Source organism: Vibrio sinaloensis, from assembly GCF_023195835.1.
GTDB classification, from domain to species: Bacteria; Pseudomonadota; Gammaproteobacteria; order Enterobacterales; family Vibrionaceae; genus Vibrio; species Vibrio sinaloensis_C.
The window spans coordinates 2,132,350-2,154,823 of the sequence record NZ_CP096199.1 but is presented as its reverse complement, the minus strand read 5'-3'; the positions used below and the strand labels follow the sequence as shown (position 1 = coordinate 2,154,823).

Sequence of the window (22,474 nt, the reverse complement as noted above, 5' to 3'; positions counted from 1 at the left end):
AGATTGTGAAAAGCGAATGAAAACAATTGAGGTTGATGAGGATCTATACCGTTACATCGCAAGTCAAACCCAGCATATTGGTGAAAGTGCGTCAGACATTTTGCGTCGTCTATTGATGACTGATGCGACTGCGCCTATCGCTCAGCAGCCGGCTGTGACGCAAGCTAAGGGTATAGTGGTCAGTAAAGATGCAATTATGGAAGATAAGGTGGATGGTGTTAAAGCAATGCGTTCACTGCTGATCTCTGACGAGTTTGCGGGTTTGAAGAAAGCGATAGATCGCTTCATGCTCGTGCTGTCGACTTTGCACCGAATCGACCCAGCTAGCTTTTCTGAAGCCACTCAAGTGAAAGGTCGCAAACGCGTTTACTTTGCTGACAATGAGCAAACTCTCCTTGCCAGCGGTAATACGACGAAACCAAAAGCCATTCCTGGTTCTCCGTTTTGGGTTATTACCAACAACAACACCAGCCGCAAAAGACAGATGGTTGAGCAGTTGATGACAAGAATGAACTTCCCAGCCGATTTGATTGAGAAAGTCACTCACTCAATTTAAAAATTCTGATTGAAACCTCATAATGCGTCACTTAGTTGCCGTATTATGAGGTTTTTTGTTTTTGTAGTTTATAGAAAGGATGTCAACATGGCGATGCACCCACGAGCGGGACAAAAAGCTCAGCAACAAGACCTTCACAATATTCCAGCCCTAGTCGCTAACTATTTTCTTCTCCAGCCTGACCCAAAAAATCCAGCACACAAAGTTGAGTTCGGAACCTCCGGTCATCGTGGTACAGCGGATAAAGTCACTTTCAATGAAAATCACATCCTCGCGATCGCGCAGGCGGTAGCGGAAGTTCGCGCCGAAAAAGGGACTACCGGGCCGTTGTTTGTCGGTAAAGATACCCATGCATTGTCTGAACCCGCGTTTTCTACTGTGGTCGAAGTGTTGATCGCCAATGGCGTGCAAGTGATTGTGCAGCAGCATAATGGTTACACACCAACTCCGGGCATTTCGCACGCTATTTTGACCTACAATCAAGCGCATGAGGCAAAAGCCGATGGTATTGTGATTACCCCATCGCATAACCCACCGCAAGATGGCGGTATCAAATACAACCCGACTCATGGTGGTCCAGCCGAGGGTGAACTGACTCAAGCTATTCAAGATCGCGCCAATGCTTTAATTGCTGAAGGCCTGCAGGGTGTGAAACGCATGCCGTTAGCAGAGGCAAAAGCGTCTGAGTTATTCGTAGAAACCGATCTGGTTAAGCCATATATCGATGATCTAGTGAATGTCATCGATATCGAGGCGATTCAGAACGCTAAGCTGAAGATCGGTGTCGACCCATTAGGCGGGAGCGGCATTGATTACTGGCGTCAGATCGCCAAGACTTACAACCTAGACCTCACGCTAGTGAGTGAAGCTATCGATCCTTCTTTCCAGTTTATGTCTCTGGACAAAGATGGTGTCGTACGCATGGACTGCTCTTCTCCATACGCAATGGCCGGGTTATTGGCGCTGAAAGACGAGTACGACTTAGCGTTTGGTAATGACCCTGATTACGATCGCCACGGTATTGTGACGCCGAAAGGATTAATGAACCCGAACCACTTCTTAGCTGTGTGTATTGATTACCTATACCGCCATCGCGAGGGGTGGGGTAAAGAAGTTGCAGTGGGTAAAACACTCGTGTCTAGCGCCCTGATTGACCGTGTGGTCGCGGACCTAGGCCGAGAATTGTGTGAAGTGCCAGTCGGCTTTAAGTGGTTTGTTGATGGACTTTATCAAGGTCAATTCGGCTTCGGTGGTGAAGAGTCGGCGGGCGCTTCATTCCTGCGCAAAGATGGTACGCCTTGGTCAACGGACAAAGATGGCATCATCTTATGTTTGCTTGCCGCGGAAATCACAGCGGCAACCGGCAAGAACCCACAAGAGTACTATGAAGAGCTAGCGGCGAAACACGGAGCGTCGGAGTACAACCGTATTCAAGCTGTGGCAAATGGACCGCAAAAAGCTGTGCTGTCTAAGTTGTCTGCTGAAATGGTAACGGCTGAGACACTCGCAGGTGATGCGATTACTGCGCGCTTAACTCATGCACCAGGTAATGGCGCTGCGATTGGTGGACTTAAAGTGACCACTGAAAATGGCTGGTTTGCTGCGCGTCCATCGGGCACTGAAGATATCTACAAAATCTACTGTGAGAGCTTTAAAGGCGCCGAGCACTTGAAGCAAATTGAAGCTGAAGCACAAGAGATCGTAAATCAGGTATTCGCTAACGCAGGCCTGTAATTTAAGCGATGAACTGTTTTATCAAGGGCTGACAATTGTCAGCCCTTTTTTATACCTTTTAATTTGGCCAACTATCAGGCACAACAAACCAAAATTGACCCTCTTTGGTCTGAGCATGAACAAATCGTCCATTGGGTTTGTCGATTGGGGTATTGAACGCTTCCAAACCAATTGCCCAAAGCGGCTTTTCCAGTTCATACAGCGGTTCGCCAATCTTTTCCCACTGGCTCTGATAACACCAATAGCCCGTAATTTGGCTCGGGTTGATCGTAAGCCCTAGGCATTCTTTCGGCGTCGCCTCAGGTGAAAAAGGGTTGATGTAAAGACGCCCTTGAATCAGCAGACGCTCAGTGAGAGCAGAGTAGTGAGGATACTGTTGCAGGAACTCAGAGGAGGCGCTCATTTTTAGTTGATGAGAGAGCATCCGCTCAAGCTTTTTATCTAGCTGATCGTGGGCATTCGGTCCGTACCAAACGCCTTGATGAAGTAGATAAAATTTTATCGCGACCTCCCAGTGCTCTTGCCGCTGAGTTTCAAGGTTATCTAGGATGAGATCGATAGCCCCTAAGGTTTGTCCGGATGGGTTGTTAACTTGGATTTCTTCTTCCAGTAGGGAGTACTTTTCGCTATTGGAGAGTAGCTCAGTACACAGATGCTGGTAGATAAATCCGAGCCGCGGGTTACCTTGATAATCCATTTGCTGTAAAGGTCCGATAGCTAGCCCTTTGAGATCGACAAACGGCGGCGTGAGTGTAAATAGCGAAGGTGTCTCGTGGATCCAGTGATAAAAACGTTGTAAAGCGTTCATCCGTAAACCTATTTCTGTTTGAACGTCACTATTGTAGCTAGGTGCTGGTAAGGTTGCTATGGTTCGAATACACTTTGCAGATTAAGACAAAGCGCAATATTAGCAATCAGATGGAAGCGGTCATGAACAACTTACAATTAGAAAAGATCCTCAATGAGAAGCTCTCTCCACAGTTAATTAAAGACTACGCACCGAACGGTTTGCAGGTCGAAGGTACATCGACAATCAAGCACGTTGTCACTGGTGTGACGGCATCGCAAGCTTTGATTGACAAAGCGGTTCAACTCAATGCTGACGCGTTACTGGTTCATCATGGTTACTTCTGGAAAGGGGAACCTGAGCCTATTCGTGGTATGAAAGGTAAGCGTATTCGCACTTTAATTAAAAATGACATCAACCTCTATGGTTACCATTTACCTCTTGATATTCACCCACAGTTGGGCAACAACGCCGAACTAGCACGGTTACTCGATATTGAGGTTGAGGGTGGTATGGAAGGAAATGAGCAATCCGTCGCCATGTTTGGTCGCCTAAATAAGCCTGTTTCTGGCGCTGATTTTGCGGCCAAAATTAACTCGGTTTTGAATCGTGCGCCGCTGCATATTGCTCCTGAACAGGAGGACAAGCTGATTGAAACCGTCGGTTGGTGTACCGGTGGTGGCCAAGATTATATTGAATTGGCGGTGAAACTTGGCTTGGATGCGTTTGTCTCTGGTGAGATCTCGGAGCGCACCACTTACACCGCCCGTGAAATGGGCGTTCACTACTTTGCCGCAGGGCATCATGCAACCGAGCGCTATGGTGTTAAGGCGCTAGGAGAGTGGCTGACTCAAGAGCATGGTATCCAAGTGACTTTCATTGATATCGATAACCCGGTCTAGCGACAGGGCGGGTTGCCAGATATTAGGCCGCTTCGTTTTTCGATTAAATAAAAAGGGTTGATGTTTTCACATCAACCCTTTATCTATTCAGAAACTAGAAACTAGAAACTAGAAACTAGAAACTAGAAACTAGAAACTAGAAACTAGAAACTAGAAACTAGAAACTAGAAACTAGAAACTAGAAACTATCTCTCTTATTCGCGCTCATGCATTGGTGAGAATTCGCGTTGAACTTCACCTGTGTATAGCTGGCGAGGACGACCGATACGGTTTAGTGGGTCGCTGTGCATTTCGTTCCAATGCGCGATCCAACCAATAGTACGAGATAGAGCAAAGATAACCGTGAACATAGAGACAGGAATACCAATTGCTTTCAAGATGATACCTGAGTAGAAGTCTACGTTCGGGTAGAGTTTCTTAGACACGAAGTATTCGTCTGACAATGCGATACGCTCAAGCTCCATAGCAACGTCTAGCAGTGGATCTTGAATGTTGAGCTCTTTGAGTACGTCGTGACAAGTTTCACGCATTACTGTCGCACGTGGGTCGTAGTTCTTGTAGACGCGGTGACCAAAGCCCATTAGGCGGAATGGATCATCTTTGTCTTTGGCGCGCTCAATGTATTCAGGGATGTTTTCAACACTGCCGATCTCTTCAAGCATCTTCAAACAAGCTTCGTTGGCACCACCGTGCGCTGGTCCCCATAGAGAGGCGATACCTGCCGCGATACACGCGAACGGGTTGGCACCAGAAGAACCTGCAAGACGTACGGTTGATGTAGACGCGTTTTGCTCATGATCGGCATGGAGGGTGAAAATCTTATCCATTGCGCGAGCCACAACCGGATTGACCGCATATTCTTCACATGGGTTAGCAAACATCATGTGCAAGAAGTTTTCTGCGTAGCTGAGGTCGTTTCTTGGGTAGATAAACGGCTGACCGATTGAGTATTTGTAACACATTGCCGCTAGAGTCGGCATTTTCGACAGTAGTCGATAAGCGGTGATCTCGCGGTGGGTGTCGTTATTAATGTCGAGTGAATCGTGATAGAACGCGGCTAATGCGCCGACTACACCACACATTACGGCCATTGGGTGAGCGTCACGGCGGAAGCCGTGGAAGAAGCTTGCAATTTGCTCATGGACCATAGTGTGACGAGTAACGGTCGTCTTGAATTTCTCGTATTGTTCACGTGTTGGGGCTTCACCGTAAAGAAGAATGTAACAGACTTCTAAGTAATCAGCGTTATTCGCTAGCTGATCAATGGGGTAACCGCGGTGCAAAAGAATACCCTTGCCACCGTCGATATAGGTGATTTGAGATTCACAGGATGCAGTGGCAAGAAAACCTGGGTCAAAAGTGAAGTATCCGTTTGCTCCCAGTTTACGAACGTCAATTACAGGGGTACCAAGTGCACCTTCCATAATCGGCAGCTCGATAGGCGCTTGACCTTCAACATGAAGGGTAGCTTTCTTATCTGCCATAACAATCTCCTTTGTTTATTATTAATCCGTCCAGGATGTTTGTGTGACATTTTTGTACGTGTGTTCGTTATCAAAGTCAATTTTTCTCCTCTGATGTGTGCACTTGTTATGGTTTTTTGAACGTATAAGGTTAAAAATCTGGTCTGTGTAGCAAAAATTGTTACACCAATTGTATTAGAATGTTGCCAGCCGTATAGTGGCGCAGTAAATTTTGGTGAAAACCTTATAAATTCAAGGCTTGAAACAAATGTGAGGTGAAGTTTTAATCCTTGTTGTTAACAATTATTTTACAAAATACTTAGTCAATTGTTGCAAGTAATTGTTAAATAGATGTTAACTTTTGTAGGTTTGCAATCAAAATTCGTTCATAACTATAAATGCTCAATGGAGCTGAGTGAGCAAGCCCGTGAAAGAAAGAAAGTCAAGACCTGTTAATTTAGATTTACAGACCATTCGCTTTCCGATCACTGCAATCGCATCAATCTTACACCGTGTATCGGGTGTAATTACGTTTGTTGCTGTCGGAATTCTGCTTTGGTTGCTATCCATTTCATTATCTTCCCCAGTCGGTTACGCGCAAGCGGTCGACATCGTTGATGGCTTCTTTGTGAAGTTCATTCTATGGGGCATCCTAACGGCATTGGCCTATCACATTGCTGGTGGTATCCGTCATCTTCTGATGGATATGGGGCATTTTGAAGAGCTGGAATCTGGTGCAATGAGCGCTAAGGTTGCATTCGCAGCGACAGCCGTTCTGTCTTTATTGGCGGGGGTAATGGTATGGTAAAACACATTTCATCTTTTGGTCGTAATGGTGTCCACGATTTCCTATTGATTCGTGCAACCGCCATCATTATGACGCTTTACACGATATATTTGGTGAGCTTCTGTGCTTTCACCGACATCTCTTACGTATCTTGGACCCAGTTCTTCGGTGGCACCTTCACTAAAGTGTTCACTATGCTGGCGCTTGTCTCAGTCCTTATTCATGCCTGGATTGGCCTATGGCAAGTCCTGACTGACTACATTAAGTGCGCCAAGCTTCGTGGTGGCCTTCAGCTAGGCGTTATTGCTGTGCTTTTGGGTTACTTCTTCTCTGGTCTATTTATTTTGTGGGGTGCGTAAGTGTCTATTCCTGTTCGTGAATTCGATGCCGTAGTAATCGGCGCTGGTGGTGCAGGCATGCGCGCTGCACTACAAATCTCTGAGCAAGGCCTATCTTGTGCTTTGCTGTCTAAAGTGTTCCCAACTCGTTCTCACACTGTGTCTGCTCAAGGTGGTATTACCGTTGCTCTTGGTAACTCGCACAAAGACAACTGGCAGTGGCACATGTACGATACCGTCAAAGGTTCGGACTACATCGGTGACCAGAACGCGATTGAATACATGTGTAAAAACGGTCCTGAATCAGTCATTGAGCTTGAGAAAATGGGCCTACCTTTCTCTCGCTTTGATAATGGCTCGATTTATCAACGTCCGTTCGGTGGTCAATCGAAAGAGTTCGGTGGTGAGCAAGCAGCACGTACTGCCGCTGCTGCTGACCGTACTGGCCACGCACTACTTCACACGCTTTACCAACAAAACGTTAAGCACAAGACCACCATCTTCTCTGAATGGTACGCACTGGATTTGGTGAAGAACCAAGATGGCGCGATCATGGGCTGTACGGCAATTTGTATGGAAACAGGTGAAATCTGTTACTTCAAATCGAAAGCGACCATCCTAGCAACCGGTGGCGCTGGTCGTATCTACGCTTCAACCACAAACGCACACATTAACACCGGTGACGGTGTGGGCATGGCGCTGCGTGCTGGCGTTCCAATGCAAGATATGGAAATGTGGCAGTTCCACCCAACCGGTATCGCGGGCGCGGGTGTACTAGTTACAGAAGGCTGTCGTGGTGAAGGTGGTTACCTATTGAACAAAGACGGTGAGCGCTTTATGGAGCGTTACGCACCGAACGCTAAAGACCTTGCTGGCCGTGATGTCGTTGCGCGTTCAATGATGATCGAAATCCGTGAAGGACGTGGTTGTGACGGCCCATGGGGTCCACATATCAAGCTTAAACTCGATCACTTGGGTAAAGATGTTCTTGAGTCTCGTCTGCCGGGTATCTGTGAGCTTTCTCGTACGTTCGCACACGTTGACCCAGTCAAAGAGCCAATTCCTGTTATCCCAACCTGTCACTACATGATGGGCGGCGTTCCAACTCAGGTATCTGGCCAAGCAATCAAACAATTGGCAGACGGTAGTGAAGCGGAAGTTCAAGGCCTATTTGCTTGTGGTGAAATCGCATCTGTATCGGTCCATGGTGCTAACCGCCTTGGTGGTAACTCACTGCTTGACTTGGTGGTGTTTGGCCGTGCGACAGGCTTGCACCTTGGTGAAACCTTGGCAGCGCAAGTTGAGGCTCGTCCAGCGACTGAATCTGACATCGAAGCGTCACTGGCGCGTACCATGCGCTGGGAAAACAGCACTAGCGGTGAAGACCCAGTAGAAATCCGTAAAGATCTTCAGCGCTGCATGCAAAACAGCTTCTCGGTATTCCGTGAAGGCGATGCAATGGCGACCGGCTTGGAAGAGTTGAAAGTGATCCGTGAGCGTCTTAAAGAAGCACATCTTGCTGACAAATCTTCTGAGTTCAATACCCAGCGCATTGAGTGCTTGGAGTTAGACAACTTGATGGAAACGGCGTTCTCGACAGCAGTTGCGGCTAACTATCGTACTGAAAGTCGTGGTGCTCATGCCCGCTTTGACTACCCAGAGCGTGACGATGAGAACTGGCTATGCCACTCGATTTACAACCCGGAAACTGAAGCGATGAGCAAGCGTGATGTCAACATGACGCCAGTGCATCGTGAAGCATTCCCGCCGAAAGTACGTACATACTAGGGGAGGACTAAACTATGAAACTAAACTTCTCTTTGTACCGTTACAATCCGGATGTTGATAGCAAGCCATACATGAAAGACTACACACTTGAGGTGGATGAAGGGTCAGACATGATGGTGTTAGATGCACTGATTTTGCTCAAAGAGCAAGACCCAACCATTTCATTCCGACGTTCATGTCGTGAGGGTGTTTGTGGCTCAGACGGCCTAAACATGAACGGAAAAAATGGTTTGGCGTGTATTACCCCGCTATCAGCGTTGACCGGTGACAAGATTGTTATCCGTCCATTGCCTGGTTTACCAGTGGTTCGCGATCTAATCGTTGACATGACACAGTTCTACGATAACTATGCGAAAGTTAAGCCTTTCTTGATTGATGATGGTGCGTTGCCACCTTCACGCGAGAACCTACAATCGCCAGAAGATCGTGCTCATCTCGATGGTCTGTACGAATGTATTATGTGTGCGTGTTGTACAACATCGTGTCCATCATTCTGGTGGAATCCAGACAAATTTATCGGTCCTGCAGGTCTATTAGCGGCTTATCGTTGGTTAATTGATAGCCGCGACACTGCGACAGACGAACGCTTGTCAAATCTTGATGACGCATTTAGCGTTTTCCGTTGCCACGGCATCATGAATTGTGTAAGTGTCTGTCCTAAGGGACTAAATCCGACTAAAGCGATTGGTCATATCAAGACGATGTTGGTTAACCGCTCGGTGTAATGACTCGTGACCTGATTAGGCAGCAGCGGTAAAACCTGCTTTACCGCTCCGTCTGATGATACAGGTGGAGTTATAGAATAGAAAATTGCCGGCCCATACTGGGTCGGCTCTTAATAGCTCGGCGAAAGACCGCAGCAAACGTGAAAACTACTGGTTAAGGGAAAATATGCACAACGGCGTGATGAAGGCGTGGCTCGAGTCTTCACACTTGGCTGGCGCCAATGCAACGTATGTAGAGGACCTCTACGAACTGTATCTAAGTGATCCCGATCTGGTAAGTGAGGAGTGGAAACGTGTTTTTGAGGGCTTACCCAAGCCATCAGATGAGGTAGTTGAACAACCTCATTCACGTGTCCGTGACTACTTCCGACGACTCGCTCAAGAAACGAAGCATTACAATGTCCAAGTTAGTGATCCTGATGTCGACGCTAAACAGGTAAAAGTACTTCAGTTAATCAATGCTTACCGCTTCCGTGGTCATGAAGCGGCACAGCTTGACCCTCTAGGCCTATGGCAACGTCCTCAAGTGGCGGAGCTAGATCCTACATTCCACAATCTCACTCAAGACGATCTTGAAGAAACTTTCAATGTTGGTTCATTTGCTATTGGCAAAGAAACCATGAAGCTGAAAGATATTCACTCTTCACTGCAAAAAATCTACTGTGGCTCTATCGGTGCTGAGTACATGCACATGACAGACACTGAACAGAAGCGTTGGATTCAACAACGTCTCGAATCAGTCGTTGGTCAGCCGTCGTTCAGTAAAGAAGAAAAACGAGAATTCCTAGAAGAGTTAACCGCAGCAGAAGGTCTTGAGCGTTATCTCGGGGCGAAATTCCCTGGTGCGAAGCGTTTCTCATTGGAAGGTGGTGATGCACTGATCCCAATGACGAAAGAGTTGATTCGCCATGCGGGTAAGAGTGGTATGCGCGAGGTTGTGATTGGCATGGCGCACCGTGGCCGCCTGAACATGCTGGTCAACGTACTGGGTAAGAAACCTCAAGACTTGTTCGATGAGTTTGCGGGTAAGCACGACGAAACCTGGGGTACAGGTGACGTTAAATATCACCAAGGCTTCTCTGCTGACTTTGCCACACCAGGTGGTGACGTCCATTTAGCGCTGGCATTTAACCCTTCGCACTTAGAAATCGTTAACCCTGTTGTTATCGGCTCGGTGCGCGCGCGTCAAGACCGATTAGGCGACAAAGAGGGCACAACGGTTCTTCCGATTACCATCCACGGCGACTCAGCGATTGCTGGTCAAGGGGTGGTACAGGAAACCTTTAACATGTCACAAGCGCGTGGCTTCCGTGTCGGCGGCACCGTACGTATTGTGGTCAATAACCAGGTCGGTTTTACTACCTCGAACCCACAAGATACGCGTTCGACTATGTACTGTACCGATATCGCTAAGATGGTGCAGGCGCCAATTTTCCACGTGAATGCCGATGACCCAGAAGCGGTTGCTTTCGTTACTCGCATCGCACTGGATTACCGCAACGAGTTTAAACGTGACGTGGTGATTGATCTGGTTTGTTACCGTCGTCATGGTCACAACGAAGCGGATGAACCTAACGCAACTCAGCCATTGATGTATCAGAAAATCAAGAAGCACCCAACGCCACGTAAGATTTACGCAGACGTACTTATGGAGCGTGGTGACTTCGGCATTGATACCGCAACTCAAATGGTCAATGAGTACCGCGATGCACTCGACCGCGGTGAAGTTGTGGTAAAAGAGTGGCGTCCAATGGCGTTGCACTCTGTGGATTGGTCTCCTTACCTAGGTCACGATTGGGACGTAGAGTGGAAGAGCCAGTTTGACAAAGAGCGCTTGGTTGAGCTTGGCCACCGCATTTGTCAGTACCCAGAAAGCCACAAGCTACAAAGCCGCGTAAACAAGCTATACAACGACCGTATGGCAATGTTGAGCGGAGAGAAAGCAATCGACTGGGGGATGGCGGAAACCCTAGCCTACGCCACTCTGGTTGATGACGGCAAACGTATCCGTATTTCAGGTCAAGATTCAGGCCGAGGTACTTTCTTCCACCGTCACTCTGTACTGCACAATCAAAATGATGCCAGTACTTATGTTCCATTAGCGAATGTTCACGATAAGCAAGGACCGTTCGAAGTGTTCGATTCGGTACTGTCCGAAGAGGCGGTACTCGCGTTTGAGTATGGCTATGCGACCGCTGAGCCAGGTGGTTTAACCATTTGGGAAGCGCAGTTTGGTGATTTTGCCAACGGTGCACAGGTAGTAATTGACCAATTTATCTCATCTGGTGAGCAGAAGTGGGCGCGTTTATGTGGCTTAACCATGCTGTTACCACACGGTTATGAAGGTCAGGGTCCAGAACACTCGTCTGCACGCCTTGAGCGCTACCTTCAGCTATGTGCTGAGCAAAACATGCAAGTGGTTGTTCCTTCAACACCGGCTCAGGTTTACCACATGATCCGTCGTCAGGTTGTCAGACCGATGCGTCGTCCTCTCGTGGTGATGTCACCTAAATCTCTGCTGCGTCATCCGCTTTGTACTTCAACCATCGAAGAATTGGCAGAAGGCACTTTCCAAGCAGCGATTGGTGAGATTGACAACCTAGACCCTGCTATGGTGAAACGCGTCGTGTTCTGTTCTGGTAAGGTTTACTTCGATCTTCTAGAGCAGCGACGTAACAATGAGCAAGATGACGTGGCTATCGTTCGTATCGAGCAGCTTTACCCATTCCCGATGGATGAGGTAAAAGCCGTCATCGAGCAATACACCAATGTTGAAGATTTTGTCTGGTGTCAGGAAGAGCCTCAAAACCAAGGCGCTTGGTACTGTAGCCAACATAACTTCCGCGCTGCGATTCCAGCAGGTGCCGTTCTAAATTACGCTGGTCGTCCAGCGTCTGCATCACCTGCGGTTGGTTATATGTCAGTACACTTGAAACAACAAAAAGCGTTGATTGAAGACGCTCTTACCCTGAATACAGAAACTTCGAACTAAGAACTAGAAGTTAAAGGAAGAAACAGATATGACAATTGAAATTCTGGTTCCAGATTTACCTGAATCAGTTGCTGACGCAACAGTCGCAACATGGCATAAGCAACCTGGTGATGCAGTTGAGCGTGACGAGGTTCTTGTAGATATCGAAACGGATAAAGTGGTGCTTGAAGTGCCTGCTCCTGAAGCAGGTGTTCTGGAAGCGATCCTCGAAGAAGAAGGGGCGACCGTTCTTTCAAAACAGCTACTGGCGAAGCTGAAGCCTGGCGCTGTTGCTGGTGAACCAACAACAGACACGACTGAAGAGTCACAAGCGTCTCCTGATAAGCGTCATAAAGCTTCTCTAACTGAAGAGAGCAACGATGCTCTTAGCCCAGCGGTACGTCGCCTGCTTGCAGAGCATGGTCTTGAAGCGAGTCAAGTAAAAGGCTCTGGTGTAGGTGGCCGCATCACTCGCGAAGATATCGAAGCGCATCTAGCTAACGCAAAAGCAGCGCCTAAAGTGGAAGCTCCTGCCGCGGTTGAAGCGCCAGCAGCGGCTCGTAGCCAAAAACGTGTACCAATGACTCGCCTACGTAAGACGGTTGCTAATCGTCTGCTAGAAGCGAAGAACAACACGGCAATGCTGACCACATTCAACGAAGTTAACATGAAGCCAATCATGGATCTTCGTAAGCAGTACAAAGACCAGTTCGAAGAGCGTCATGGTATCCGTCTAGGCTTCATGTCTTTCTACGTGAAAGCGGTAACGGAAGCACTAAAACGTTACCCAGAAGTCAACGCTTCTATAGATGGTGATGATATCGTTTACCACAACTACTTCGATATCAGCATGGCAGTTTCTACGCCACGTGGTCTGGTCACGCCAGTGCTTAAAGACTGTGACACTCTAGGTTTTGCTGATATCGAAAAAGGCATCAAAGAGCTCGCAATCAAGGGTCGCGATGGCAAGCTAACAGTAGACGAGCTAATGGGTGGCAACTTCACTATTACTAACGGCGGTGTATTTGGTTCACTCATGTCCACGCCAATCATCAACCCACCACAATCTGCGATTCTTGGTATGCACAAGATCCAAGAGCGTCCAATGGCGGTTGATGGCAAAGTAGAAATTCTACCAATGATGTACTTGGCGCTCTCTTACGACCATCGTCTGATCGATGGCCGTGAATCAGTAGGCTTCCTTGTAACCATCAAAGAGCTGCTAGAAGATCCAGCGCGTCTGCTATTAGACGTTTAATATCGCTAAAACGTCTAGTTGGCTGAGCTGACTAGACGTTCGATAGTTTCAATGGCTAGACTAGCTCAACTGTCTGGCCTTCACCTAAATCTTTGTTTTACCAACATTGATTTATTTGAGAAGACCCTACAGACGTTTTGCAGGTCTCTGCAGCGTTATGGAAATAATAATCCCTTAAGGGAACATAAACGGAATATCAAAAATGAATTTGCATGAATATCAAGCCAAACAGCTGTTTGCAGAATTCGGTTTGCCTGTACCGGAAGGTTATGCGTGTGATACGCCACAAGAAGCGTTCGAAGCTGCTGGTCGTATCTCAACGGAGAAGAAAGTCGTTAAATGTCAGGTTCACGCTGGTGGACGTGGTAAAGCGGGTGGTGTTGAGCTGCACGATACTAAAGATGGCGTTAAAGAGTTTGCACAAAAGTGGCTAGGTAAAAACCTGGTCACTTACCAAACAGACGCAAATGGTCAGCCTGTAACTAAAATCCTAGTTGAAGAAGCATCAAACATTGCTAACGAACTTTACCTAGGTGCAGTTGTTGACCGTGCAACTCGTAAAGTTGTATTCATGGCATCTACTGAAGGTGGTGTTGAAATCGAGAAAGTTGCAGAAGAAACGCCAGAGTTGATTCATAAAGCAGCTATCGATCCACTAGTAGGCCCTCAAGCTTATCAAGGCCGCGAGCTAGCATTCAAGCTAGGTCTTGAAGGCGACCAAATCAAACAATTTGTTAAGATCTTCATGGGTCTTGGCAACATGTTCTCTCAGTACGACCTTGCGCTACTAGAGATCAACCCGCTTGTCATCACTGGCGAAGGCAACCTGCTATGTCTAGACGGTAAGATCAACATCGACTCTAACGCGATGTACCGTCAGCCTAAGCTACGCGAGATGCACGATCCTTCGCAAGAAGATGAGCGTGAAGCGCATGCAGCGCAGTGGGAACTGAACTACGTAGCGCTAGACGGCAACGTTGGCTGTATGGTTAACGGTGCAGGTCTGGCAATGGGTACGATGGATATCGTAAACCTACACGGCGGCAAACCAGCAAACTTCCTTGACGTAGGTGGCGGCGCGACTAAAGAACGTGTAGCAGAAGCATTCAAGATCATCCTATCTGATGACAATGTAAAAGCAGTGCTCGTCAACATCTTCGGTGGTATCGTGCGTTGTGACATGATCGCTGAAGGTATTATCGGTGCGGTTAAAGAGGTCGGTGTAAACGTCCCTGTTGTTGTTCGTCTAGAAGGTACTAACGCGGATCTAGGTCGCGAAGTTCTTGCTAATTCTGATGTTGATATCATTGCAGCTGAGTCGTTAACCGACGCAGCTCAGAAAGTTGTTGCTGCTGCGGAGGGCAAATAATGTCTGTACTAATTAATAAAGACACCAAAGTAATCTGTCAGGGTTTTACTGGTGGTCAGGGTACTTTCCACTCTGAGCAAGCTATCGCATACGGTACACAGATGGTCGGTGGTGTTTCTCCGGGCAAAGGTGGTCAAACTCACCTAGGTCTTCCAGTGTTCAACACAGTACGTGAAGCAGTCGAAGCAACAGGCGCGACTGCAACCGTTATCTACGTACCAGCACCTTTCTGTAAAGATGCCATCCTAGAAGCGATTGATGCAGGCATCGAGCTAATCGTGACTATCACTGAAGGTATCCCTACAACAGATATGATCGACGTTAAAGTGAAGCTAGAAGAAACTGGCGTTCGCATGATCGGTCCTAACTGTCCAGGTCTTATCACTCCAGATGAGTGTAAGATTGGTATCATGCCTGGTCACATCCACAAGAAAGGTAAAGTGGGTATCGTTTCACGCTCAGGTACACTAACGTACGAAGCAGTTAAACAAACAACTGACGAAGGTTTCGGCCAATCGACTTGTGTAGGTATCGGTGGTGACCCAATCCCTGGTTCAAACTTCATCGACATCTTGAAGCTATTCCAAGAAGACCCTGAAACTGAAGCTATCGTGATGATTGGTGAAATCGGTGGTACTGCGGAAGAAGAAGCGGCAGCATTCATTAAAGAGAACGTCACTAAGCCAGTCGTTTCTTACATTGCGGGTGTGACAGCTCCTCCAGGTAAGCGTATGGGCCACGCTGGCGCAATCATCTCTGGTGGTAAAGGTACCGCTGAAGATAAGTTCGCTGCACTAGAAGCGGCAGGCGTTAAGACTGTTAAGTCTCTTGCTGACATCGGCAAAGGTCTACGTGAAATCACGGGTTGGTAATCTAACCACTTCAAATAAGAAAGGCTTGGCATAACGCCAAGCCTTTTTGTTGTTCTGCTCTCCAAATATTGGTCATTCCATAGAGCAACGAAGGAGAGCGTGTAGAGCATCTCTATTTCTCTAACTTTTCCTCAAGCGCAATCAACCTTGCCGTTAGATCCTTCACTTGCTTTTCTAACTGTTCAATTCGGTCTGTATCAGCGACCTCTTGTTTTGCTGCAACTTCAACTTTAGGCACACGATTCGAGCTCTTCCAACTCTTTAGAGTCGTGATCAGTGCAGGCATAGGCACCGGCGTGGATAATCGCGCTTTAACCAGAGCAACGGTCGGCTCTTTTCCTTCTGCGTGTAACCGTTCAAGGACATCTTTTAGCTCTTGGCTAACATCTTGAGTAAGCATAATACCTCCATTCTGCGAACATCACTTATCATACGGTGAGCGTCGATTATTGACTAATGGAAAATTAAGAAATGGCTTGTGCGAGATATCTTACATCGCGTGTAGGACAAACGGTAATTCTGATTGAGCTTTAAGATGTCAAACAGGGTTAAGTTTATGAATTATATGCGTTAATTGTGTTGTTTAAAACTTGTTACAGCATTTTATTTGTTGCCAAGCATTGCACCCATTCGATAAAAGCGTAAATTACAAGGTGTCGGAAGGATGCTGACACGGAACAGGAACTACCACGGATTGGGATACTTCAGGATGAAGATTGGTTGACGAGGATAGTCAATCAAGCATGGAGCGAAAGGAACATTGCACGGAAGCGATCATCGACAGGAAGTGGATGACTAAGGAAAGCAATGGACACCTCAAGAGTGAGGAAGGACAGTATCAGGAAGATACCAAGGACACCGCTCAAGGAACAAGTGATGTGTGCTTACTAGGAAAGTGAGCGATCAGGACGATTAGGACACCGCTAGGAAGGCGAAGTAAGGATTTGGACTGAAGGACTCAGTCGCTATTAAGGAAGATGCATGGAGCACTTTTAGTAGCCGGACTGCTGCGAGTAAGACTATAGCCCCGACACTCACGTGTCGGGGCTTTCTTAGATCTGCCCTTTACCAAAAAAATAATATTGATATAGGCCAATCAACATTATATTGGCCGCCCTCAGTTGGTTTACTTTTCGGCTTTGTTTTCAAGACATTTTTTGCTGTTAACAAGGATGTGTCATGACCATTGTGACTCGCCGTTCGTTATTAGTGCCGTATAACGAATCATTACAATCAGAATTTTTGCTGCTTAACTGCTGCGCGATTAATCGTGCGCAGATGAACGGTGCACAAACCGTTTCTTCGGCAAAACAGTTGTTTGATAAAGCGCTCAATGACCGCAATACCTATGCGATGGCTGTGCTAGATAGCCAAAGTCGAGAATACATGGGGCATGTGTTTATTTGCGACTTAGACAGTGAACCCGAATTGGGTTTTATCTTCGATAAAGACTATTGGGGAAGAGGGCTGGCAAGTGAAGTGCTACTGGCGTTTTTCCCCAAGGCGGTGCGCGATTTGAACTTAACAAGGGTGACGGCAACGGCGAATGTCGATCATCAGCCATCGATTCGAATTTTGTCCAAGCTGGGTTTCGAGTTGCGGGCTTTGAAACAGGATACATTCGGCCCTTACAACGAGTATCTGTTTACATCCGATGTGGCGGTAAATCAACCTTCATTAGCTGAAAACCCTGCATGATGATGGTGCCTTGATAGCAGTCATCACCCAGTGCAGAAAACTCAAACTGATAAACAGAATGCCAACGCCAGACACCGTCTGGCGTTTTGAGTTTGTGACCTTTGAGCGCGACGCTGATGAGTTGTAAGTCGAGTTGGTTACACTTGTTGATTGCAATGTTTTTTGCGGTCTCGGCTTGACGGCGTTGCTGCCAAAACATCATACAAACAACGCAAAGTGCCAGAATCGCAATCAGGTCATTGATCATCGTTAAGCCTTAGTTGCTTGTTGTAGGCTAACAAGTGCCTGAGCGAGCTCTGGAGATGGACTTGAGTGCAACAGAGGAAGCAGCACCATGCGCAGCTCCGGTAGCATCACTAGGTCAGCAAACAGTTGATTAAAGAGAGCTTGGTTGCCGGTTTGAGCTAAGCGCAATAAAAACTGCTCTGCCGTATTCGCGTCACTCAGCCAGTGCCAACAACGACCAGCGATACCAATTAAAATCTCTTGGTGGCTAAGTCGTGCGCTCGCCAATATCCGTTCGACGATTGGCTTGGTGACACTCTGCTCTGCGCCAGCCAAAGCGCGCGTTAAAGCCGAGAGCAAAAACAGGTCTGGGGTGGCACTGTCAATTTGCTCCAGCGCCAAATCGGCCACTTTCTCTGCCAGTTTTGTTGGCAAGTCGGTATGCTCCAGAGCGCCCAACAGTGCATAGAGGGGCTCATTAGGTAGGTACTTAAGCGCTTTACGTACATTGACGCCATTTTGCTCCTGACCCAGACGGGCACAAATATCCGTGACACCTTGCAGGCCAACCGTATGCCATTTATCCCACTCTAGGCCACCAGAAAAATAGTGTTGGGCATGTTCATAATATTGGCTGCATGGCAAATTTAGCTTGGCGCGAACCTGACTATGAAACACCGCCATCTTGTCCTCTGCGGGTTTGAACGTGTATGGGTTATTCGCCAGCTTCTGCTGTTGGTCCTCGGTCATCTCTTGATTGATGCGCGTTCCCATCGCTTCAATCACATATTTTAGAAAGTGACCGATAGAGGCTTGTTTGAGCAGGCCACGTTCATCTAGGTCAAACTTAAGAAACCAAATCCATGGTTGCTGGCTTTCATTCCAATAAGCAATCGCGATGTGAGCTTTGCGCTGCAGAGGATAGGGGTAGGGTAGTAGCCCTTGCTCCGCGTCGGCGAAGGTTTTAGCGTCGATCGTTTTAATCCGTCGTCCGAGATCAAACACTTGGTACTGGCATTGGCTGTTGGTCAGCAACTGAGTAAGGGTATGAATGGTTTCCATCGAAGAATTGTCCTAACTTTCTTTCCTCTATAAATGGTACTCTTAGGGCCATTTTCAAGGTCCAATAAAACATTAATGACGAATCAGCAACAATTAGTCGAGTTGATCGACGTTTTAGAACAACAGATGCGCATCCATCAGTGTTGGCAGTTATCTCCACCTGATGCACAAGCACTCGCCAGCCAACAACCTTTTGCCGTAGATACACTGACGCCAAGCGAATGGCTACAGTGGATTTTTGTTGCTCGAATGCGTGCCTTGATTGAGCAGCAGCAACCACTACCCACAGGCTTTGCTATGTGCGCTTATTTTGAAGAGAGTTGGAAGCAGCAACCAGAGCTGCTGCCTATAGTCGAAACGATTCGTCAAATTGACGAGGTGTGCAGCCATGCTTGAGATCGTTTACCAAGATGATGACTTTATCGCCGTCAACAAGCCTGCTGGCATGCTGGTGCACCGCAGTTGGCTAGATAAACATGAAACTCAGTTTGTGATGCAAACATTGCGCGATCAAATTGGCCAGCATGTATTTCCGCTGCATCGTTTGGATAGGCCGACGTCAGGCGTGCTCATGTTTGCCCTGTCGAGTGAGGTAGCGTCACAAGTGATGCCCATGTTTGCCAATCATGAGATGGAGAAAACCTATCACGCGATTGTACGCGGGTGGATCGAGCAGGCAGATCGGCTGGACTATCCGCTCAAAGTAGAACTGGACAAAATTGCTGACAAACATGCCAGCCAAGAAAAAGAAGCGCAACAGGCGGTGACGGACTATACGCCGCTGGCTAAAGTTGAAGTGCCGCACTCAACCGGTAAGTTTGCCACGACTCGCTACGGCTTGATGGAATTGAAACCGCTCACTGGACGTAAGCACCAACTTCGCCGTCATATGGCGCACTTGAGGCACCCGATTGTTGGCGATACCTCTCATGGTGATGGCAAGCACAACAAACTTTTTCGCGAGGTCTATGACTCGCATCGACTACTACTGCACGCTTCTCGCCTTGAGTTTGTGCATCCGTTCAGTGGCGACAAGGTGGTTATCAAAGCGGGCGTGGATCAAACATGGCAACGTTTGTGTGCTGAGTTTAACTGGACGATGCCTGATTAGGCGCACAAAAAAGCCCTCCTGCGAGGGCTTTATTGATTTACAGCGAAACTCTATTTAGCAAGATACTGACGGATAGCATGTTCAATCCCTTCAGCATCAAGCCCTAGCTCTTGGTGTAGCTCTTGCTGAGTCCCCTGAGGTATAAAGCGATCAGGTAAGCCCAAGTTAAGCACTGGTTTTAAGATTTTTTCTTGCATTAAGTACTCAATGACACCAGCGCCAGCACCGCCTGCAATCGCGTTCTCTTCAAGGGTGACAAGCACATCGTGCTCGCCAGCGAGCTGTTTAATCAGCGCCTCATCAAGGGGCTTAACAAAGCGCATATCAGCAACGGTGGCATCTAATTGCTCTGCCGCTTCGAGCGCACTAGAAAGAAAAGTACCAAAGTTTAGAATCGCGACTTTTTGTCCTTGGCGAACCAAGCGACCTTTACCTATTTCTAAAGCCGTAAAGTCTTTGTTGACCTCTATGCCAGTACCACTACCGCGAGGGTAACGCACCGCAGACGGGCCATCATGTTTGTGGCCAGTGTAGAGCATTTGACGACACTCATTTTCGTCGCTTGGCGCCATGATCACCATGTTCGGGATGCAGCGCATAAAGCTAAGGTCAAACGCGCCTTGGTGCGTCTGGCCATCGGCGCCAACCAAACCGGCTCGGTCAATGGCAAACATGACTGGCAGGTTCATAATGGCCACATCGTGAATCAACTGGTCGTAGCCGCGTTGCAGGAAGGTTGAGTAGATAGCAACGATAGGATGGTTGCCAGCAATCGCCATGCCCGTCGCGAGTGTGACGGCGTGTTGCTCAGCAATCGCAACATCAAAATATTGGTTCGGGTACTCTTTGGAAAAGCGCACCATCCCAGAGCCTTCACGCATGGCAGGCGTGATCGCCATCAGCTTAGGATCCTGGGCGGCCATATCACATAAGAAATCGCCAAAAATATTAGAAAAACTTGGCTTACCGCCGCTGCTCTTCGGCAATGAGTTATGGCTTGGATCAAACTTAGGCACACCATGGTAACCGATGGGGTCTTTCTCCGCTGGCTCGTAGCCTTTGCCTTTTTTGGTCATGATGTGCAAGAACTGAGGCCCTTTAAGCTCACGCATGTTTTTCAGGGTTTTGACCAGTTCATTGACATCATGGCCGTCAATCGGGCCGATGTAGTTGAAACCTAACTCTTCAAACAGAGTGCCAGGGACAACCATGCCCTTTAGGTGCTCCTCGGTGCGGCGAACCAACTCTTTGATCGGCGGCACGCCAGAAAGGACCCGCTTGCCACCTTCGCGAATTGAAGTGTAGAAGTTACCAGACAACAACTGGGCTAGATGGTTATTAAGCGCGCCGACATTCTCAGAAATCGACATCTCATTATCGTTGAGGATCACCAGCATATCAGGGTGAACATCACCAGCATGGTTCATCGCTTCAAACGCCATTCCGGCGGTGATGGCGCCATCGCCAATCACGCTGACCACTTTGCGATTCTTCGCTTCTTGAGTTGCGCTAATTGCCATCCCTAGTGCGGCGCTGATTGAGGTCGATGAGTGCCCAACCGATAAGGTGTCGTATTCACTCTCTTCACGCCAAGGAAAAGGGTGTAGACCATCTTTTTGACGTATGGTCGGCATCTGATCGCGACGGCCAGTCAGAATCTTGTGTGGGTAAGCCTGATGACCGACATCCCAAACAAGTTGGTCGAACGGCGTGTTGTAGACGTAATGCAGAGCAACGGTGAGTTCAACGGTGCCTAAGCCTGACGCTAGGTGACCGCTGGACTGGCTAACAGAGTTGAGCAAATAGGTGCGTAATTCGTCACACAGTTTTGGCAGCACTTCCTTTGGAAGGCTGCGTAGCTCCTGCGGAGTGTCTGCTAGAGCCAGTGTTGGATACTTTGAAATATCAAGAGTCATAGTTTTGCGCGCTTATAGTGTTAGTTCTTGCGCTCGATGACATATCGGGCGAACTCTTCGAGTAACTCTGTATTGTATGGGATTGCTTGCAATGCTTGAAGCGCTTCATCTAACAGAGTGTGAGCTTTGTTAATCGCACCCTCTAAACCAAGTAGACTTGGGTAGGTGCTTTTGTTTAATTCTTGGTCAGAGCCTTGTGGCTTACCTAAAGTTTCGGTGTCACCGATGATATCCAGAATGTCATCTTGAACCTGGAATGCCAATCCGATGGCATCGGCGTACTTATCTAGGTGTGGCATCACTTCGACACCTTTTTCACCACTGGCCAACGCGCCGAGGCGAATTGCGGCTTTGATCAATGCACCGGTTTTATTGCGATGGATGAGCTTCAGCTCATCCAGTGTCACCTGACGATTTTCCGCAGCAAGGTCGAGCGCCTGACCCATACACATGCCGTTGGCACCCGATGCGTCTGCCAGTACCTTCACCATACTTATACGCTGGTTTTCGGCGCTTGAGTGCAATGGTCCTTCCGCCAAAATCGTAAAAGCGAGGGTCTGCAAAGCATCCCCAGTAAGGATCGCCGTTGCTTCGTCAAATTGAATATGACAAGTGGGTTGACCACGGCGCAGCTCATCATCATCCATAGCGGGCAGGTCGTCATGGATTAACGAGTAGGCGTGAATGCATTCTACGGCAGAGGCGGGGGTGTCGAGATCATCCAGCGTGCAGCCAAGCATTTGCCCAGTGATATAGACCAGAAAAGGGCGAGCGCGCTTCCCACCCAACAACAAGCCATAACGCATAGCCTCGACCAGCGGTAGATGTTGGTGTGGTAGTGATTGTAGCCACAGCTCTAACTGAGCGTTGTTTCGTTGTTGAAGTGAGGTCAGTGCCTCATGCATAACAGAC

General features: G+C 47.9%; 21 protein-coding genes. 14 read left to right on the top strand and 7 right to left on the bottom strand.

Features of this window, described 5'->3' with window-relative positions:
• The first annotated feature begins 16 nt into the window (after window positions 1–16).
• A complete protein-coding gene (gene seqA / locus MTO69_RS09765; RefSeq protein ID WP_248328766.1) occupies window positions 17–556 on the top strand; it encodes a replication initiation negative regulator SeqA in 540 nt (179 codons plus the stop codon).
• 87 nt (window positions 557–643) lie between these two features.
• The gene (gene pgm, locus MTO69_RS09760) at window positions 644–2,290 is read left to right on the top strand and encodes a phosphoglucomutase (alpha-D-glucose-1,6-bisphosphate-dependent) (protein ID WP_248328764.1); all 1,647 of its coding nucleotides are present in this window, start codon (window positions 644–646) and stop codon (window positions 2,288–2,290) included.
• Window positions 2,291–2,348: 58 nt separating this feature from the next.
• On the opposite strand, the gene MTO69_RS09755 is transcribed toward pgm, so the two are convergent.
• A complete protein-coding gene (locus MTO69_RS09755; RefSeq protein WP_248328763.1) occupies window positions 2,349–3,098 on the bottom strand; it encodes a DUF1853 family protein in 750 nt (249 codons plus the stop codon).
• 122 nt (window positions 3,099–3,220) lie between these two features.
• Between MTO69_RS09755 and MTO69_RS09750 the strand changes: the two genes are divergently transcribed.
• On the top strand, window positions 3,221–3,979 hold the full coding sequence (locus tag MTO69_RS09750; RefSeq protein WP_248328761.1) for a Nif3-like dinuclear metal center hexameric protein: 759 nt from the start codon (window positions 3,221–3,223) through the stop codon (window positions 3,977–3,979).
• A gap of 194 nt (window positions 3,980–4,173) precedes the next feature.
• Here MTO69_RS09750 and MTO69_RS09745 read toward each other — a convergent pair whose 3' ends face one another.
• Window positions 4,174–5,463 (bottom strand): citrate synthase, encoded by a 1,290-nt coding sequence (locus MTO69_RS09745; protein WP_248328759.1) that lies wholly within the window; start codon window positions 5,461–5,463, stop codon window positions 4,174–4,176.
• 394 nt (window positions 5,464–5,857) lie between these two features.
• On the opposite strand from MTO69_RS09745, the gene sdhC reads away from it, so the two are divergent.
• The 8 genes from sdhC to sucD all read left to right on the top strand — a co-directional run bounded on the left by sdhC (window position 5,858) and on the right by sucD (window position 15,550).
• Window positions 5,858–6,250 carry a succinate dehydrogenase cytochrome b556 subunit gene (sdhC, locus tag MTO69_RS09740; protein WP_248328757.1) on the top strand — a complete coding sequence of 131 codons (393 nt, stop codon included), beginning with the start codon at window positions 5,858–5,860 and terminating at the stop codon, window positions 6,248–6,250.
• Complete coding sequence (gene sdhD, locus MTO69_RS09735; protein ID WP_038140120.1) at window positions 6,244–6,588, top strand: succinate dehydrogenase, hydrophobic membrane anchor protein; 345 nt, start codon at window positions 6,244–6,246, stop codon at window positions 6,586–6,588. The genes sdhC and sdhD overlap by 7 nt, the downstream gene beginning before the upstream one ends.
• Window positions 6,589–8,355, top strand: coding sequence for a succinate dehydrogenase flavoprotein subunit (gene sdhA / locus MTO69_RS09730; protein WP_248328755.1), 1,767 nt, complete (start codon window positions 6,589–6,591; stop codon window positions 8,353–8,355).
• A gap of 14 nt (window positions 8,356–8,369) precedes the next feature.
• A complete protein-coding gene (locus MTO69_RS09725; protein ID WP_248328753.1) occupies window positions 8,370–9,080 on the top strand; it encodes a succinate dehydrogenase iron-sulfur subunit in 711 nt (236 codons plus the stop codon).
• A 166-nt stretch (window positions 9,081–9,246) separates the two neighbouring features.
• Window positions 9,247–12,072 (top strand): 2-oxoglutarate dehydrogenase E1 component, encoded by a 2,826-nt coding sequence (sucA, locus tag MTO69_RS09720; RefSeq protein WP_248328751.1) that lies wholly within the window; start codon window positions 9,247–9,249, stop codon window positions 12,070–12,072.
• Between the two features lie 28 nt (window positions 12,073–12,100).
• Window positions 12,101–13,309, top strand: coding sequence for a 2-oxoglutarate dehydrogenase complex dihydrolipoyllysine-residue succinyltransferase (odhB, locus tag MTO69_RS09715; RefSeq protein ID WP_248328749.1), 1,209 nt, complete (start codon window positions 12,101–12,103; stop codon window positions 13,307–13,309).
• 202 nt (window positions 13,310–13,511) lie between these two features.
• Window positions 13,512–14,678: an ADP-forming succinate--CoA ligase subunit beta gene (gene sucC, locus MTO69_RS09710; protein WP_248328747.1), complete on the top strand. Its 1,167-nt coding sequence runs from the start codon at window positions 13,512–13,514 to the stop codon at window positions 14,676–14,678.
• Window positions 14,678–15,550, top strand: a complete 873-nt coding sequence (gene sucD / locus MTO69_RS09705) for a succinate--CoA ligase subunit alpha (protein WP_005476019.1) — start codon at window positions 14,678–14,680, stop codon at window positions 15,548–15,550. The genes sucC and sucD overlap by 1 nt, the downstream gene beginning before the upstream one ends.
• A gap of 112 nt (window positions 15,551–15,662) precedes the next feature.
• Here sucD and MTO69_RS09700 read toward each other — a convergent pair whose 3' ends face one another.
• Window positions 15,663–15,950: a hypothetical protein gene (locus MTO69_RS09700; RefSeq protein WP_248328745.1), complete on the bottom strand. Its 288-nt coding sequence runs from the start codon at window positions 15,948–15,950 to the stop codon at window positions 15,663–15,665.
• A 779-nt stretch (window positions 15,951–16,729) separates the two neighbouring features.
• Here MTO69_RS09700 and MTO69_RS09695 point away from each other — a divergent pair.
• Window positions 16,730–17,248, top strand: coding sequence for a GNAT family N-acetyltransferase (locus MTO69_RS09695; protein ID WP_248328743.1), 519 nt, complete (start codon window positions 16,730–16,732; stop codon window positions 17,246–17,248).
• On the opposite strand, the gene MTO69_RS09690 is transcribed toward MTO69_RS09695, so the two are convergent.
• Together MTO69_RS09690 and MTO69_RS09685 are read right to left on the bottom strand one after the other, a co-directional pair.
• Complete coding sequence (locus MTO69_RS09690; protein WP_248328741.1) at window positions 17,196–17,495, bottom strand: DUF3301 domain-containing protein; 300 nt, start codon at window positions 17,493–17,495, stop codon at window positions 17,196–17,198. The genes MTO69_RS09695 and MTO69_RS09690 overlap by 53 nt on opposite strands.
• A 2-nt stretch (window positions 17,496–17,497) precedes the next feature.
• On the bottom strand, window positions 17,498–18,535 hold the full coding sequence (locus MTO69_RS09685; protein WP_248328739.1) for a DUF3549 family protein: 1,038 nt from the start codon (window positions 18,533–18,535) through the stop codon (window positions 17,498–17,500).
• Window positions 18,536–18,610: 75 nt separating this feature from the next.
• Here MTO69_RS09685 and MTO69_RS09680 point away from each other — a divergent pair, with 75 nt between their 5' ends.
• The gene (locus tag MTO69_RS09680; RefSeq protein ID WP_248328737.1) at window positions 18,611–18,931 is read left to right on the top strand and encodes a YqcC family protein; all 321 of its coding nucleotides are present in this window, start codon (window positions 18,611–18,613) and stop codon (window positions 18,929–18,931) included.
• Window positions 18,924–19,646 carry a tRNA pseudouridine(65) synthase TruC gene (truC, locus tag MTO69_RS09675; protein WP_248328735.1) on the top strand — a complete coding sequence of 241 codons (723 nt, stop codon included), beginning with the start codon at window positions 18,924–18,926 and terminating at the stop codon, window positions 19,644–19,646. Before MTO69_RS09680 ends, truC begins: the two co-directional genes overlap by 8 nt.
• A gap of 50 nt (window positions 19,647–19,696) precedes the next feature.
• On the opposite strand, the gene dxs is transcribed toward truC, so the two are convergent.
• Together dxs and ispA are read right to left on the bottom strand one after the other, a co-directional pair.
• Window positions 19,697–21,562, bottom strand: a complete 1,866-nt coding sequence (gene dxs, locus MTO69_RS09670) for a 1-deoxy-D-xylulose-5-phosphate synthase (protein ID WP_248328733.1) — start codon at window positions 21,560–21,562, stop codon at window positions 19,697–19,699.
• 20 nt (window positions 21,563–21,582) lie between these two features.
• Window positions 21,583–22,467 (bottom strand): (2E,6E)-farnesyl diphosphate synthase, encoded by an 885-nt coding sequence (ispA, locus tag MTO69_RS09665; RefSeq protein WP_248334454.1) that lies wholly within the window; start codon window positions 22,465–22,467, stop codon window positions 21,583–21,585.
• Window positions 22,468–22,474: the final 7 nt, after the last annotated feature.